The sequence below is a fragment of the Bradyrhizobium sp. 33ap4 genome, from assembly GCF_032654765.1.
GTDB classification, from domain to species: Bacteria; Pseudomonadota; Alphaproteobacteria; order Rhizobiales; family Xanthobacteraceae; genus Bradyrhizobium; species Bradyrhizobium australafricanum.
In genome coordinates, this window is sequence record NZ_JAUMTJ010000069.1 from 17,584 (window position 1) to 33,151 (window position 15,568).

Here is a 15,568-nt window from a genome sequence, read left to right on the forward strand (position 1 = left end):
GGTGTTATTATTTTCGAGGCAATGATCCGGAAACGTTTTTCCGAAAGGATCGTGCTCGACGGGGGAAAATGGGACCCGGGTATGATGACCTGTCATCACATCATGGTCCCGGAAAACGTTTTCCGGCGGATTGGGCAACCCGGAAGGCTTTACTTCGGGTATCGTTGGAATTGGGCAGGCGCGATGTGCGCGCCGTTCCGGTGGATGACAAGATGACGGTGGCAATCAAAAAGGTCGGCGTGATCGGTTCGGGCCAGATGGGCAATGGCATTGCCCATGTGGCGGCGCTGGCCGGCTTCGACGTGGTGCTCAATGACGTGTCCGGCGACCGGCTGAAGTCGGCGCTGGCGACCATCAACGGCAATCTGACCCGGCAGGTCGCGAAGAAGGCGATCAGCGAGAGCGACCGCAAGCAGGCGCTCGACCGCATCGCCTCCGCCGAGTCGCTCGACGCGCTCGCCGATTGCGATCTCGTGATCGAGACCGCGATCGAGAAGGAAGAGACCAAGCGCAAGATCTTCCACGAGGTCTGTGCGGTACTGAAGCCGGAGGCGATCGTCGCGACCAACTCGTCGTCGATCTCGATCACAAGGCTCGCCGCCTCGACCGACCGCCCGGAGAAGTTCATCGGCATTCATTTCATGAATCCGGTGCCGGCGATGGAACTGGTCGAGTTGATCCGCGGCATCGCCACCGACGACATGACCTTCGACACCGCCAAGGCGTTCGTCGCCAAGCTCGGCAAACAGGTCGCGGTGTCGGAAGATTTCCCCGCCTTCATCGTCAACCGCATCCTGTTGCCGATGATCAACGAGGCGATCTACACGCTGTATGAAGGCGTCGGTAACGTCGAGGCGATCGATGCCGCGATGAAGCTCGGCGCGCACCATCCGATGGGCCCGCTCGAGCTCGCCGATTTCATCGGCCTCGACACCTGTCTGTCGATCATGCAGGTGCTGCACGAGGGGCTGGCCGACTCCAAGTACCGGCCGTGTCCGCTGCTGGTGAAGTATGTCGAGGCCGGTTGGCTCGGACGCAAGAGCCAGCGCGGCTTCTACGACTATCGCGGCGACAAGCCGATCCCGACGCGGTAATCGTCGCGTCTTCAGATCAGTGCCCGCAGCAGCGCAAGCGTCGCGGGCACCAGACCGACAATCATCGTCACACCCGTTCCAAGTCCGAGCAGATGTGCTGTCAGCGCGAGGCGCGGGGTCCGTCCGTGAGGCGTCATTGCAGTGCCGCGCAGGCGCGCTTCAGCCGCCTTGCGGCCTCCTCGATGGTCGATGACGGATTGGCGAAGCTGAGGCGGATATAGGGCGACAGCCCGAGATCCTCGCCGGGAAACACTGCCACGTCGGCCGCCTCGAGCAGATAGGCCGAGAAATCGCGGTCGGTCCGGATCACTCTGCCGTCGGGCGCGCGCTTGCCGATTATGCCGGCGCAGGCGACCAGCAGATAGAACGTGCCTTCCGGCGGTGTGCAGGACAGCCCGGCGCATTCGTTCACGAGTTCGGCAAAGCGGTCACGCTTGGCGCGCAGGATGGCGGCACGCGCAAGCAGCACATCCTGCGCGCCGTCGAGCGCGGCAATTGCCGCGGCCTGGCTGATCGACGACGCGCCGGACGTGGTCTGCGACTGGATCGTGATCATCGCGCGGATCAGCGCCGCGGGTCCGGCGGCATAGCCGATGCGCCATCCCATCATGGCGTAGCTCTTGGCGAGGCCACTGACGGTCAGCGTCCGCGGCTTCAGGCGCGGCTCGATTTCCGCAAGCGTCGGCGCCGGAGATCCGTTGAACACGATGTGCTCGTAGAGCCCGTCGGCCAGCACCCAGATGTCCGGATGCCGTAGCAGGACCGTGGCGATCTCGGACAGATCATCACGCGAATACAGCGCGCCGGATGGGTTGACCGGATTGTTGACGATGATCCAGCGGGTTCGCGCCGAGATCGCCGCCTGCAGATCCTCCGCGCGCAGCTTGAAGCCGTCGTTCTGCGCACACGGCACCACCACCGGCGCCGCGCCGGCCAGCCGCACCTGATCGAGATAGGGCGCCCAATACGGCGCGGGGATGATCACCTCGTCGTCGGTCGCCAGGGTCGCCAGCAGCGCGTTGAACAGCGCCTGCGTCGAGCCGTTGGTGATGACGATCTCGTCCGGGCCGTAGTCGAGATGATGGTCGCGCATCAGCGCGGCCTGCACCGCCCGCTTCAGTTCCGGCGTGCCGTCGACATCGGTGTAACGGGTTTCGCCGCGCAATGCGGCTGCATGCGCCGCCGTGATCACATGCTCCGGTGTCGGGAAGTCCAGATTGCCCGACGACAGCTCGATGATGTCGCGCCCGGCGGCGCGCAGTTCGCGGGCGCGGCGGCGCAGCACCGATGCGGGCGATGCCGTGATGCCGCTCATGCGCGGTGAGAGAAGCGGTGCAGCGGTCATCGGACGTATTGCGCCTCACCGTTGCCGAACGACCAGTTCTCGGGGAGCACCTCGACAAGGTTGATGAAGATGTCCTCGGCGCGCAGGCCGGGGCTTTCGGTCAGCCGTTCCGCGATCCGTCGATAGAGCTTCTGCTTCTGCGCCACCGGGCGGGTATTGCTGACAGTAATCTGGATGATGATCAGATCATCGCTGCGCCTGATGCCGAGATAGTCGGCACCATAGAGGAAATCATCGTCATCGTGCTCGGAGATTGTCATGAAGCGATCGCCTTCCGGCACGTCGAAGGTCTCGCGCATGGCGCGATAAAGGCTTTCGAGAACGGCCTTGCGGTAGACAGCGGGCTTGCCCCGTCGCAATGAAACGCGGGTCAGCGGCATGATGGTGGCTCTCCTGGTGGCGTGACGTGCCGCCGATCTTAGAGGCTCTTGTTCATTGAAAAACGGTATGATAAAGCATTTCAATGATTTCATATTTAAATGAATGACCATGAAGGCGCTCGACCTCGAGGCGGTCCAGGCGTTCGTCTTGGTGGCCGATCTCAGCAGCTTCACGCGCGCGGCGCAGGCGATGGAGACCACGCAGTCCGCGGTCAGCCTGAAGATCAGGCGTCTGGAAGACGGCCTCGGCCGGCGGCTGCTGGAGCGAACGCCGCGGCTGGTTCGGCTGTCAGCTGAAGGTGCCGCCTTCCTCGGCGCCGCGCGCAATCTGGTGGCCGCGCATCAATCGGCGATCAGCTCGTTTGCCGTCGAGCATCGGCGGCTGGTCGTCGGCATCAGCCACCACATCGTCGGCTCGGAACTCGCCTCGCTGCTGAAGCGGATGAACAGCACCGATCCCGGGCTGGTGATCCAGCTGCACGTCGACACGTCGCGTTCGGTGCTTAGCGCATTCGACGACGGCAGGCTCGATGCTGCGATCGTGCTCCGCCACGACGCCAAGCGCCGCGATGGCGACGTGCTGTTCGAAGAGCCGTTCGGCTGGATGGCCGCACCCGATTTTCACCATCGACCGGGCGAGCCGTTGCGCCTCGCGACGCAAGCCGAGCCGTGCAGCGTGCGTGCCATGGCGGTCGAAGCGCTCGACGCCGCCGGCATCGCCTGGACCGAGGCATTCGTCGGCGGCGGGTTGTCGACGATCGGAGCTGCGATCTCCGCAGGCCTTGCGGTCGCGGCGCTGGCGCGCCGGGTGGCGCCGGCGGACACCGTCGATCTCGGGCCGCGGCTTGGCCTGCCGCCATTGCCGTCCCGCGACGTCATGCTTCACTCAAAACTGTCCGATGCGCGGACACGGCAGGCGCTGCGCACCCTCGGCGCCGCCTTCGCGGCGAACGCGGCCTGAGACGCGGATCATCGCGCTAGCGGGAATTTCGAGGACGATGCGTCAGCCTGACGCGGCCATCGATTACCCAAGCATTAACTTTCGCGCGTTACCTCAAACCCCAGTTTTGGGAGTGCCGCGTATGGACATGATGAGCATGGTCACCAGCATCCTGTCGATGCAGCAGGGTAGTCTGCAGGGTGAGATCGCAACCCGCGTGACCAAGCAGAACCTCGACGCCGAGAAGTTCGCGGTTCAGACCCTGCTCGGCACGCCTTCCACCGCGAACTTGTCGCCCGGCATGGGCGACAACCTCGACACCGTCGCCTGATCAGAACCCGGCTGCGGCTGGCTGCAGCGCGGCCTTCACCAGCTTGATCGCGTCGTCGCTCGCCCATTCGGCGGGACCGGCGATATTGGCGATTTCGCAGCCCTTGCCGTCGACCAGCACCGAGGTCGGCATGCCCAGCGCCTTGCCTATGTTCTTAAGATCCTGAAAAACCTTGGCTTTCTGATCCGAAAAATAGCCGAGACTCGTCAGATTGGCCTCTTTCAGGAAGTTTTTCGGCTTGTCCGGGTCGCGGGTGTCGATGTTGATCGCGACCACCTCGAAATCCTTGCCGCCGAGCTTGGTCTGCAGGCTGTCGAGCGCCGGCATTTCCTTGCGGCAGGGCACGCACCAGGTCGCCCACAAATTGACCAGCACGGTCTTGCCGCGCCAGTCCGAGAGCTTCTTCGGCTGGCCGTTGGCGTCCTCGAAGGTCAGGTCGGGCAGCATCAAGGGAGTGGTTGCCATGGTCAGCGCCGCGACCTCGCCATGGGCGAGCGGGGAGATCTTCTTCGCCAGGGCCACTGCGGTGTTGCAGGCGATATCGCCGCCCGCGGGATGCTTGAGGCTGGAGACCCCCGCATAGCCGATCACAGCCCCGGCCAGCACTGCGCCGATCACCAGCGGGATGCGCCACTTGGCGGTCGGCCTGGCGGTCGGGTTGGGTTGGGTCGTCTCGGGCATATCGTTTGTCATCCTGGGTCGATGTGGCTAAGCAGTGCCGGGAATACGACCGGAACTGCGGTGCTGTTTCGCCGCCTCCGGCCATGAAACCGCAAGGCTGAAATGCGAATTCGTGAGCGAGATGTCATGAGCAACAAGATGTGGGGCGGCCGCTTCTCGGAACGTCCCGACGCGATCATGGAGGAAATCAACGTCTCCATCGACGTCGATCGTCACCTTTATGCCCAGGACATTGCCGCGTCCAAGGCCCACGCCGCGATGCTCGCCGCGCAGGGCATCATCACGTCCGCTGATGCGAAAAATATCGGCAAAGGTCTAGACACGATTTTGTCAGAGATCGGCAAGGGCGATTTCGATTTCAAGCGCGCGCTCGAGGACATTCATATGAATGTCGAGTCGCGGTTGTCCGAATTGATCGGGCCCGCGGCGGGCCGGCTGCACACCGCGCGCTCCCGCAACGACCAGGTCGCGACCGATTTCCGGCTTTATGTCCGCGACACCATCGATGAGACCAATGCGGCGCTGGCCGCGTTCCAGCAGGCGCTGGTCGCCCGCGCGCTGGAGCATGCCGGCACGGTGATGCCGGGCTTCACCCATCTGCAGACCGCGCAGCCCGTGACCTTCGGTCATCATCTCCTAGCCTATGTCGAGATGGCCAGCCGCGACCGCGGCCGCTTCGCCGACGCGCGCAAGCGGTTGAACGAATCGCCGCTGGGCGCGGCCGCGCTCGCCGGGACCTCGTTTCCGATCGACCGCGCCACGACCGCAAAGGCGCTCGGCTTCGACCGTCCGATGGCCAATTCGCTCGACGCGGTATCCGACCGCGATTTCGTGCTGGAGACGCTGTCGGCGGCCGCGATCTGCGCAGTGCATATGTCGCGCTTCGCCGAGGAGATCGTGATCTGGACCTCGCCCTTGGTCGGCCTCGTCAAGCTCAGCGACAAGTTCACCACCGGCTCGTCGATCATGCCGCAGAAGCGCAATCCGGACGCGGCCGAGCTGGTGCGTGCCAAGACCGGCCGCGTGATCGGCGCGCTCACCGCGCTGCTGATCGTGATGAAGGGCCTGCCGCTCGCCTATCAAAAGGACATGCAGGAGGACAAGCAGGGCGCGATGGAGGCTTTCGAGGCGCTGTCACTGGCAATTCGCGCCATGACAGGCATGGTCGAGGACCTGGTGCCGGACGAGGCCAGGATGAAGGCCGCCGCCGGCGAGGGCTATGCCACCGCGACCGACCTCGCCGACTGGCTGGTCCGCACCCTGAAAATGCCGTTCCGTGACGCCCACCACGTTACCGGGCGCATCGTCGGCCTGGCATCGAAGCAGGGTGTGGCGCTGCACGAGCTGCCGCTCAAGGCCATGCAGGAGGTTGAGCCGAAGATCACGGCCGACGCGCTGAGGGTGCTCAGCGTCGAATCCTCTGTGCAGAGCCGGACCTCGTTTGGCGGCACGGCGCCGAAGAATGTGATGGCGCAGGCCAAGGCCTGGGCCAAGCGGCTGGAAAAAGAGCGAAAATTGGGCTGAACCGGAAAATTTGGCCGTGATTTCATGGCGCTCCGCCTCTCGCCAGAGCACGCCAATGTTTGTATGGTGCCGCCCGAATTGGGGAATTCGTCGTGATTAGCAAGAACCGCCTGACCCCCTCGGGATGGGCCATCATTGTGCTGGGCGTATCCGCGCTGGCGCTCGGCGGTTGCGGCCGCAAGGGACCGCTCGACCTGCCGCCGACCGCGAACGTCGCGCCGGGCGCGGCACCGAGCGACACCGAGAGCGAGCGGGCGGCGCAGCCCAGCGTGTTCAATCCGACCTATGGCTCGGAGGCCGCGCCGGCCGCGCCGCGAGGCAATAAACGGCCCTTCCTCCTCGATCCGCTGCTCGGCAATTAGTATTTAAAAGCGTGTCATGAACCATTTCGACTATCGCAACGGCGTGCTGCATGCCGAGGCGGTCAATCTCATTGAGCTGGCGGAGGCCGTCGGCACGCCGTTCTATTGCTATTCGACCGCGACGCTGGAGCGTCACTACCGCGTCTTCACCGAAGCCTTCGCCGGCGAGAAGGCGCTGGTCTGCTACGCCATGAAGGCGAACTCCAATCAGTCGGTGCTGCGCACGCTGGCCAAGCTCGGCGCCGGCGCTGACGTGGTATCCGGCGGCGAGTTGAAGCGGGCTCTGGCGGCCGGCATTCCGCCCTCGAAGATCGTGTTCTCCGGGGTCGGCAAGACCGAAGGCGAGCTGCGCGCCGCGCTCGCAACTGACATCCTCTGCATCAATATCGAGTCCGAGCCGGAGCTCGAGATGCTGTCGCGTCTCGCGGTCGAGATGAAGAAGACGGCCCGCATCTCGGTGCGGGTCAATCCCGATGTCGATGCCGGCACCCATGCCAAGATCTCGACCGGCAAGTCCGAGAACAAGTTCGGCATTCCGATCGCCCGCGCCCGCGAGGTCTATGCCCGCGCGGCAAAGCTGCCGGGCATCAAGGTCACCGGTACCGATGTGCATATCGGCAGCCAGATCACCGATCTCGGCCCGCTGGAGGTCGCTTTCCGGCTGCTCGCCGAATTCGTGCAGACGCTGCGCGCCGACGGCCACGACATCTCGCATATCGATTTCGGCGGCGGCCTCGGCATCCCCTACTACATGGATCGCGCCGCGCCGCCGGCGCCGGACGCCTATGCGGCGATGGTCAAGCGCGTCACGCACAATCTCGGCTGCACGCTGATGTTCGAGCCGGGACGCATGATCGTCGGCAATGCCGGCATCCTCGTCACCCGCGTGATCCATGTGAAGCCGGGCGATGCCAAGAACTTCGTCATCATCGACGCGGCGATGAACGACCTGATCCGGCCGACGCTGTACGAAGCGCATCACGACATTCTGCCGGTGCGCCAGCCCGCGCCCGGCACCCCGACCATGGTCGCGGATGTAGTCGGCCCGGTCTGCGAGACCGGCGACTATCTCGCGCTCGACCGCTCGCTGCCGCAGCCGAAGGCCGGCGATCTGCTGGCGATCATGACCGCCGGCGCCTACGGCGCGGTGCAGTCCGGCACCTACAACACGCGGCCTCTGGTGCCCGAAGTGCTGGTCAAAGACGACCAGTACGCCGTGGTCCGCCCGCGCATCGACGTCGACGCCCTGATCGCGATGGACAAGCCGGCGCCGTGGCTGTGATGGCCGGTGTCGCGCTTCACTAACGGTGTCGTCCCTGCCTAGTGCGCAATTGCGCACGGGAGCAGGGACCCATAACCACCGCTCCTGATTGTTGTCCTGAGCCGGGGCCGCAGCTCAGCTAAACCACGAAGTCCTGTGGTGATGGGTCCCGGGTCGCGCGGAGCCTGTCATCGGGCGGCGCTTCGCGCCGACCCGTTGGCTTGTCCGGGACGACAGCGTTTATTTCGGCGAGAGCGTTACTTCGCGGCGTGCGCGCCGCCTTTACCGCCGCCGACGATCACGCCCGCGGCCTTCTCGATCGGCTTGATCGCCGCGGTGAAGTCCGACTCCGGTCCCTCGTCGCGGATGATGACTTCCCAGAGCCGGCCGACCGCCTCGGCGACTTCCATCGACAGCCCGAGCGCGCGCATTTCCTCGACCGCAAGCCGCACGTCCTTCACCATCAAGCCGGTGGCGAAGCCGAAGTCGAAGCTGCGCGGCAAGACCGAGCGCGGAAACTTGTCGCGGCTCGCGGTGTTCAGCCCGGAGCCGGCATTGATGACGTCGATCATCACGGCCGGATCGAGCCCGGACTTGACACCCATCACAACAGCCTCCGAGGTCGCCACCATCGCGGTCGCCGACAGGAAGTTGTTGGCGAGCTTCATGGTCTGGCCGGAGCCCGGCTTGGTGCCGATGAAGAACACCTTGCCGATGACGTCGAGCGCGCCCTTCACCAGTTCGAAATCGGCGCGCGGGCCCGACACCATCACTGCCAGCGTGCCCTTCTCGGCGCCGGCGACGCCGCCGGAGACCGGGCTGTCGATCTGCACGATGTTCTTCTTGGCCAACAGCTCGTGGATCTTCACCGCCATCCGCGAGCCGACGGTGGAGAGGTCGATGAAGCGTTTGACGCGCGTGCCCTCGATCACGCCGCCCGCGCCGGTCGCCACCTCGAGTGAGGCCTGCAGCGAGGGCAGGCTCGCCATCACGGTCTCGACGCGGTCGGCGATGTCCTTGGGCGAGGTTGCGGCCACCGCGCCGAGTGCGACCAGCCTGTCGAGCGCGTCCTTGCTGGTGTCGAACACGGTGAGCTTGTGGCCGGCCTCGATCAGCCGGCGCGCCATCGGGAAGCCCATCTTCCCGAGGCCGATGAATCCGATTTCCATGAGTGGTTTCCTCTATGTCGTCGTTATGTGCGATGCGCGCCTCCCACACGATGTCGTCTCTGCGAAAGCAGGGACCCATAACCCCAGGACTAAGTTGTTTGGTGCAGTCGGGGCCACAGCCGTCGTAACCACGACGAGCTGTGGTTATGGGTCCCGGCTCGCGCTTCGCTTGGCCGGGACGACAACGAGTGGAGCTCGCTCACGCCTTGTTGTCGAGTTCGGCGAACACCTCGCGCGCGATGCGGAAGCTGTCGACGCCGGCGGGGATGCCGGCATAGATCGAGACCTGCATGAAGATCTCGCGGATTTCGTCGCGGGATACGCCGTTGGTCAGCGCGCCCTTGATGTGGGCCTTCAATTCGTGCGGCCGGTTCAGGATCGAGATCATGGCGAGGTTGAGCATGCTGCGGGTCTTGCGCGGCAGTTCCTCGCGGCCCCAGACCGCGCCCCAACAATATTCGGTGACGAGTTCCTGGAATGGCTTGTTGAAGCTGTCCGAATTCTTCAGCGCATTGTTGACATAGGCTTCGCCCAGCACCGCCTTGCGGATTTCGAGCCCCTTGTCGTGCGTTTTTTGGTCCATATCGCGTTCCTCATGCGTTAATGCGATGGTTCGGCCGGGACGTTACGGGGTCGAACCGCCGCAGTCACGCCTTCGTGTTATGCGTATTTCCCGGTGTGGGTTACTGCCTGGAACGGGTGCCTCAAAGCCGCCGCCGTGCTAGGCTGACCTGCCGGCTACCCCGGAGATTTTATTGAGCGGAGCCAACATCGACCCCTCTGACCCGTCGCGCGCCGTCCGCGACAGCGATGCGATCGCGCGGCTGAAACTGACAGAGGCTCTGCAGCGGGCAAGGTTCGCGATTGGGTGGGAACGGGCCTGGCCGCATCTGGCCCGGTTCCTGACGGTCGCAGGATTGTTCCTGGTCGCGTCCTGGGCCGGGTTGTGGCTGGTGCTGCCGTTTGTCGCACGCGTGGCCGGTGCCGGCCTGTTCGCGATTGCCGCGCTCGCGGCGCTGTCGCCGCTGGTGCGCTTCCGCTGGCCGAGCCGCGAGGAGGGCCTGAGCCGGCTCGACCGCGGCGCCGGCATTCGCCATCGTCCGGCGACCACGCTCTCCGACACGCTCACCAACAAGGACCCGTTTGCGCTGGCGCTGTGGCAGGCGCAGCGCGAGCGCACGCTGGCCTCGATCAAGCGCATCCGCGCCGGGCTGCCGCGGCCGCGCGTGTCGCTGCACGACCCCTGGGCGCTGCGCGCGCTGGTCATCGTGATGCTGGTCGCGAGCTATGTCGCCGCCGGCGACGAGCGCGGCCTGCGGGTCGCCTCCGCATTCGACTGGAACGGCATCATGGCGCCGGCCAATGTCCGGGTCGATGCCTGGGTGACGCCGCCCAACTACACCGGCAAGCCGCCGATCATTCTGTCCAACGCCAACAAGGACGCCAACGCGGCGGACACCACCCCGCTCGCGGTTCCGGCCGGCAGCACGCTCCTGGTGCGCTCCAGCGGCGGCAGCATCGACGTCGTCGTCGGTGGCGGTGTTACCGAGGTCGCGCCGGACGGGCAGGCGCCCAAGGGCACCAACGAGCGGCATTTCAAGATCACCGGCGACGGCACCGCGCATGTCCGTGCGCCGGCCGGCCAGCCGCAGTGGAAATTCACCGCGACGCCGGACCGCCCGCCGTCGATTGCGCTCGCCAAGGATCCGGAGCGGCAGGCGCGCGGCGCGCTGCAGATGTCCTACCGGCTCGAGGACGATTACGGCGTCAGCGAAGCGCGCGCGCAATTCGCGGTGCGGCCGACCGATGCGCCGAAGGAGGCTGACGGCAAGAAGGAGGCCGACGGCAAGGCGGCGCAACCACGGCCGTTGTTCGAGCCGCCGCAATTCGCGCTGGTGCTGCCGAATGCGCGCACCCGCAACGGCGTCGGCCAGACCGTGAAGGACCTCAGTGAGGATCCCTATGCCGGCGCCGACGTGACCTTGACGCTGACGGCCAAGGACGAGGCCGGCAATGAGGGCAAGAGCGAGCCGTTCAACATGCGGCTGCCGGAGCGCCTGTTCACCAAGCCGCTGGCGCGCGCGCTGATCGAGCAGCGCCGTATCCTGGCGCTCGACGCCAACCAGAACGGCCAGGTGTTCGCCGCGCTCGAGGCGCTGATGATCGCGCCCGAAATGTTCATGCCGGAGACCGGCTATTACCTTGGCCTGCACACCGTGAGCCGGCAGCTCGAGGCGGCGCGCACCGACGACCAATTGCGCGAGGTGGTCGCCAGCCTGTGGTCGCTCGCCGTCACCATCGAGGACGGCAATATCTCGGACGTCGACAAGGCGCTGCGCGCGGCGCAGGACGCGCTCAAGCAGGCGCTCGAGCGCGGCGCGACCGACGAGGAGATCAAGAAGCTCACCGACAATCTGCGCGCCGCGCTGGACAATTTCCTCCGCCAGATGGTCGAGCAGTTCCGCAACAATCCGCAGCAGCTCGCCCGGCCGCTCGATCCCAATGCCAAGGTGCTGAGCCAGCAGGATCTCAAGAACATGCTCGATCGCATGGAGCGGCTGTCACGCTCCGGCGACAAGGATGCGGCGCGGCAGCTGCTCGAGCAGATGCAGCAGATACTGGAAAACCTGCAAATGGCGCAGCCCAATCAGGGCGACGACGACATGCAGCAGTCGCTCAACGAGCTCGGCGACATGATCCGCAAGCAGCAGCAATTGCGCGACAAGACCTTCAAGCAGGGCCAGGATTCCCGCCGCGACCGCATGCGCGGCAAGCAGGGCGAGCAGTCGATGGGCGACCTGCAGCAGGACCAGCAGGCGCTGCGCGACCGCTTGAAGAAGCTGCAGGAAGAACTCGCCAAGCGCGGCATGGGACCGGACCAGCGCGGCCAGAAGGGCCAGAAAGGCCAGGGTCAGAAGGGCGACCAGGCGCAGCCGGGCGATCAAGGCGGCGACCAGGGCGATGACGGCGATGACGGGCTCGACCAGGCCGATTCCGCGATGGGCGATGCCTCCGGGCGGCTCGGCGAGGGCAATGCCGACGGCGCGGTGGATTCGCAGGGCCGTGCGCTGGATGCGCTGCGCAAGGGCGCCCAGAGCCTCGCCGACGCGATGCAGCAGGGCGATGGCGACCAGCCGGGCGACAGCCCCGGCAACCGCGCCGGCCGCCAGCAGAGCGGCGGCAACCAGACCGATCCGCTCGGCCGCCCGTTGCATGGCCGGGAATTCGGCGACGACTACACGGTGAAGATCCCCGGCGAGATCGACGTGCAGCGCGTCCGCCGCATCCTCGAAGAGCTGCGCCGCCGCCTCGCCGATCCGTCGCGGCCGCAGATCGAGCTCGACTACATCGAGCGGCTGCTGAAGGATTATTGAGCGCCTCGTCCTTCGACTGTCGTCATCCGTGAAAGCTCGTGCCTACTCACGAGACATCGGCGCTTTGAATCGAACGGCCACGGCGACCTGTATGCCGCGCTTCCACTGGAATGACGCGGAATCTGCACGACGGTCGTAAGCCTGCGGACGTCAGCTTCTGCGGGCTACGCGCCCCGTATTCCAATCGGTGCGATCGGGACCGGGTGTCGTCCGCCCGTTGCGCACAATTTTCCTAAAATTGTCGGGTTCCCGTTGGTGCGCATTTAAGTCGCTTGCGTCACCTTACTTCGGAAAATTGGCAAGCGTCTCAGGAGAGCACATGAGGCACAGCCGTTTATTCATTGCATCGTCATACCGGCCATTGGGTATTACTCGCCGGCACCAACATCAGACCAGCTTGGTTCGACAATTCGTTCGAGACCAGTCGGGCAGCTATGTGATCATTTCAGCGCTGCTCATGCCGGTCCTGGTCGGCACGGCAGGGCTGGGTACCGAAGTGGGATGGTGGTACTACAAACATAAGAACATGCAGAGTGCCGCCGACTCCGGCGCGGTGAGCGCCGCAACGGCGGCAAGTGCAGGCGCCGACCTTTTGTCCGAAGCCAATGCGGTCACGGCAAACTACGGTTACGCGAACGGGGCGAACAACGTCACGGTCAGGGTGAATCAACCGCCGAAGACCGGCAGTCAGACGTCGAACCTGCAGGCGGTCGAAGTCATCGTGAGCCAACCGCAACAGCGGTTGCTGTCAGCCTTGTTCGGCTCGGCCCCGGTGCCGGTCACCGCGCGCGCGGTCGCGCTGCCGAATTCCGGGACGGGCTGCGTGCTTGCGCTCAACGCCAGCGCCAGTCCCGCGGTCAACGTGAGCGGCGGCAACCAGCTCAACCTGATCAAGTGCAACCTTTACAGCAACTCGGGTGCAAGCCCATCACTCAACGTGGCCGGCAGCGCGACGGTCGCCGCCAATCAGGTCGGCGTCGTCGGCGACGTCTCCGGCACCAGCAACATCACGGCCACCAACGGCGTCAAGACGCATGTGAAGCCAATGGCTGACCCGTATGCGAACGTCTCTCCGCCGTCGAAGCCGAGCTGCACGAACGCCAAGATTACGGTCAATTCCAACGGAAAGACGAACTCCCTCAGCCCCGGCTGCTACTCGGGCAGCATTACGGTGAACGCCGGCGCAACGCTGAACCTCGATCCAGGCATCTATTACCTGGACGGCTCGAACTTGAGCGTCGCGGGCAACGCCACCATCACGGGCAGCGGCGTGACCCTGGTCTTTACGGGCTCGGGAAGCAAGTGGGGCACGGCTTCGATCGGCAGCAACGCGATCGTCGATCTGACGGCGCCGACCTCCGGCTCCACGAAGGGCATCGTCATGTATGGCGACCGCAACATGCCGGCCGGGACTACCTTTAATCTCACGGGTGGTGCGACCCAGAACTTCGGCGGCGCCATCTACCTGCCGAAGGCCGACCTCAGCTTCGGCGGTGGCAACGGCACAAGCACATCATGCACCAAGATCATCGCGGACACGCTGACGTTCAGCGGCACGTCGAACCTTCAGGTCAATTGTTCGGCGCTCGGCACCGCGACGATAGGCACGCAAACCGCGCAACTCATCGAGTGAGGTTGGCCCCGATGCAAATCCAGAGATCCTCATCCAACAGCCGTGGTCGATTGGTTTTCTCTCTGACGCGGCTTGTGCGCACCGCCGTTCACGACAGGGGCGGCGTCGCGGCCATCGAATTCGGCATCATGATCCCGTTGCTGTCCCTGATGGTCGTCTCGGTAACCGACATCGGACTCGCGCTCTATCGCAAGATGCAGGTCGAGAATGCCGCGCAGGCGGGAGCGCAATACGCCATCGTGCGCGGCTTTGACGAGACTGGCGTCACCAGCGCCGTAACAGCCGCCACGAATTCCACAGCCATCAATGCTTCGCCCAAGCCGTACCAGTTTTGCGGGTGCCCGACCAGTTCGGGGGTCAGCACCGTCAGTTGCGGTGCGGTCTGCCCCAGCGGCGCGCAGGCCGGAACATATGCCATGGTTTCGGCGCAAGGGACCTACTACACGCTGATCAATTATCAGATTGTGGCGGCCTCCTACACCTATAGCGCCCAGTCCACTGCGAGGCTGCAGTGAAACTCACACCGCTATGGCGGGACAATCGAGGGGCCTCCGCGCTGGAATTCGCCCTGACCGCTCCCGTGTTCTTCCTGTTCATATTTGGCATCATCGAATTCGGACTGCTGTTCTGGACTCAGCTCGGGCTGCAGCACGGCACCGAAATGGCGGCGCGTTGCGCGACCGTCAACAGCACGCTCTGTCCAAGCGGGAGCGCCATCACGAATTACGCCGCGCAGCAGGCGTTCGGCCTCACGCTCCCGGCGCAGACATTCACCTATTCCACGTCAGCCTGCGGCAACGTGGTCAGCGCGAGTTATGCATTTCAATTTGCGCAATTTCTCAATCTGTCCCCGGTGACGCTGACCGCCCGGGCATGCTTTCCGAGTTGAGCTCATAACCCTAGTGTCCCGAATCCGAAGTTCGCATCATTTGCCCCATCTTCGGAGCGAACTTCGGATTCGATAAGGACACTAGCAAACTGATGATTCTAGTGTGCTTTATGAATGCGAAGTTCGTGAAAGTGGCTGCCGCGAAATCGCACGAACTTCGCATTCAGCACACTAGCCGGCCTTCCGCGCCGCCAGCGCGTCCGCGACTGCGGTGCGGATATCGGCCACCGAGAACGGTTTCGTCACCACGTCATGCACGATCGCCTCGAGGCCGGAGGCGCGTTCGCGCTGATGGGCGAAGCCGGTCATCAGCAGGATCTTCAGCGCAGGGAAGTCGCGCGCCGCGGTCAGCGCCAGCGCGATGCCGTCCATCACGGGCATCTGGATGTCGGTGAGCAGAAGGTCGAACGCGCCTTCGTCGCGCGTCAGCACCTCCAGCGCCTCGGCGCCGTCCTGCGCGGTCACGGTTTCGTGGCCGTCCATGGCGATGGCGCGCGCCACCAGCGAGCGCATCGAGTCTTCGTCGTCGGCGATCAGAACACGCGTCATGGTGATTGGTCGGTTCCCGATAGAGTTGGCCGGCGG

The 15,568-nt window shown here is 64.8% G+C and carries 16 protein-coding genes; 10 read left to right on the forward strand and 6 right to left on the reverse strand.

Annotation, left to right across the window (positions count from 1 at the left end; translation table 11 throughout):
- The first annotated feature begins 212 nt into the window (after positions 1-212).
- Positions 213-1,094: a 3-hydroxybutyryl-CoA dehydrogenase gene (locus Q2M23_RS36625; RefSeq protein ID WP_076827506.1), complete on the forward strand. Its 882-nt coding sequence runs from the start codon at positions 213-215 to the stop codon at positions 1,092-1,094.
- A gap of 133 nt (positions 1,095-1,227) precedes the next feature.
- Here the strand turns inward: Q2M23_RS36625 and Q2M23_RS36630 are convergent, their stop codons facing one another.
- Both Q2M23_RS36630 and Q2M23_RS36635 read right to left on the reverse strand, forming a co-directional pair.
- Complete coding sequence (locus Q2M23_RS36630) at positions 1,228-2,439, reverse strand: pyridoxal phosphate-dependent aminotransferase (RefSeq protein ID WP_316398636.1); 1,212 nt, start codon at positions 2,437-2,439, stop codon at positions 1,228-1,230.
- Positions 2,436-2,930: a tautomerase family protein gene (locus Q2M23_RS36635; RefSeq protein WP_410469812.1), complete on the reverse strand. Its 495-nt coding sequence runs from the start codon at positions 2,928-2,930 to the stop codon at positions 2,436-2,438. The genes Q2M23_RS36630 and Q2M23_RS36635 overlap by 4 nt, the downstream gene beginning before the upstream one ends.
- Between Q2M23_RS36635 and Q2M23_RS36640 the strand changes: the two genes are divergently transcribed.
- Positions 2,929-3,780 carry a LysR substrate-binding domain-containing protein gene (locus Q2M23_RS36640; RefSeq protein WP_410469813.1) on the forward strand — a complete coding sequence of 284 codons (852 nt, stop codon included), beginning with the start codon at positions 2,929-2,931 and terminating at the stop codon, positions 3,778-3,780. The genes Q2M23_RS36635 and Q2M23_RS36640 overlap by 2 nt on opposite strands.
- Positions 3,781-3,901: 121 nt before the next feature.
- Complete coding sequence (locus Q2M23_RS36645; protein WP_316398638.1) at positions 3,902-4,090, forward strand: putative motility protein; 189 nt, start codon at positions 3,902-3,904, stop codon at positions 4,088-4,090.
- Here Q2M23_RS36645 and tlpA read toward each other — a convergent pair whose 3' ends face one another.
- Positions 4,091-4,771, reverse strand: a complete 681-nt coding sequence (gene tlpA / locus Q2M23_RS36650) for a thiol:disulfide interchange protein TlpA (RefSeq protein WP_316398639.1) — start codon at positions 4,769-4,771, stop codon at positions 4,091-4,093. It lies immediately after the preceding gene.
- A gap of 126 nt (positions 4,772-4,897) precedes the next feature.
- On the opposite strand from tlpA, the gene argH reads away from it, so the two are divergent.
- The 3 genes from argH to lysA all read left to right on the forward strand — a co-directional run bounded on the left by argH (position 4,898) and on the right by lysA (position 7,939).
- Positions 4,898-6,295 carry an argininosuccinate lyase gene (argH, locus tag Q2M23_RS36655; RefSeq protein WP_057017757.1) on the forward strand — a complete coding sequence of 466 codons (1,398 nt, stop codon included), beginning with the start codon at positions 4,898-4,900 and terminating at the stop codon, positions 6,293-6,295.
- Between the two features lie 92 nt (positions 6,296-6,387).
- Complete coding sequence (gene lptM, locus Q2M23_RS36660; protein WP_057017758.1) at positions 6,388-6,657, forward strand: LPS translocon maturation chaperone LptM; 270 nt, start codon at positions 6,388-6,390, stop codon at positions 6,655-6,657.
- 16 nt (positions 6,658-6,673) lie between these two features.
- A complete protein-coding gene (lysA, locus tag Q2M23_RS36665) occupies positions 6,674-7,939 on the forward strand; it encodes a diaminopimelate decarboxylase (RefSeq protein WP_168857834.1) in 1,266 nt (421 codons plus the stop codon).
- A gap of 236 nt (positions 7,940-8,175) precedes the next feature.
- Here lysA and Q2M23_RS36670 read toward each other — a convergent pair whose 3' ends face one another.
- Both Q2M23_RS36670 and Q2M23_RS36675 read right to left on the reverse strand, forming a co-directional pair.
- Positions 8,176-9,087 carry an NAD(P)-dependent oxidoreductase gene (locus Q2M23_RS36670; protein ID WP_253588807.1) on the reverse strand — a complete coding sequence of 304 codons (912 nt, stop codon included), beginning with the start codon at positions 9,085-9,087 and terminating at the stop codon, positions 8,176-8,178.
- Between the two features lie 199 nt (positions 9,088-9,286).
- Positions 9,287-9,670, reverse strand: coding sequence for a carboxymuconolactone decarboxylase family protein (locus Q2M23_RS36675; protein WP_018268955.1), 384 nt, complete (start codon positions 9,668-9,670; stop codon positions 9,287-9,289).
- Positions 9,671-9,842: 172 nt separating this feature from the next.
- Between Q2M23_RS36675 and Q2M23_RS36680 the strand changes: the two genes are divergently transcribed.
- The 4 genes from Q2M23_RS36680 (at position 9,843) to Q2M23_RS36695 (ending at position 14,983) form a co-directional block, all read left to right on the forward strand.
- Entirely contained in the window at positions 9,843-12,461 is a 2,619-nt protein-coding gene (locus tag Q2M23_RS36680) for a TIGR02302 family protein (protein ID WP_316398640.1), read from the forward strand.
- 397 nt (positions 12,462-12,858) lie between these two features.
- Positions 12,859-14,094, forward strand: a complete 1,236-nt coding sequence (locus Q2M23_RS36685) for a pilus assembly protein TadG-related protein (RefSeq protein WP_229191842.1) — start codon at positions 12,859-12,861, stop codon at positions 14,092-14,094.
- Between the two features lie 74 nt (positions 14,095-14,168).
- A complete protein-coding gene (locus tag Q2M23_RS36690; protein ID WP_168857846.1) occupies positions 14,169-14,609 on the forward strand; it encodes a TadE/TadG family type IV pilus assembly protein in 441 nt (146 codons plus the stop codon).
- Entirely contained in the window at positions 14,606-14,983 is a 378-nt protein-coding gene (locus tag Q2M23_RS36695; RefSeq protein WP_225164603.1) for a TadE/TadG family type IV pilus assembly protein, read from the forward strand. Before Q2M23_RS36690 ends, Q2M23_RS36695 begins: the two co-directional genes overlap by 4 nt.
- A gap of 171 nt (positions 14,984-15,154) precedes the next feature.
- Here the strand turns inward: Q2M23_RS36695 and Q2M23_RS36700 are convergent, their stop codons facing one another.
- On the reverse strand, positions 15,155-15,532 hold the full coding sequence (locus Q2M23_RS36700; protein ID WP_016845302.1) for a response regulator: 378 nt from the start codon (positions 15,530-15,532) through the stop codon (positions 15,155-15,157).
- Between the last annotated feature and the right edge of the window lie 36 nt (positions 15,533-15,568).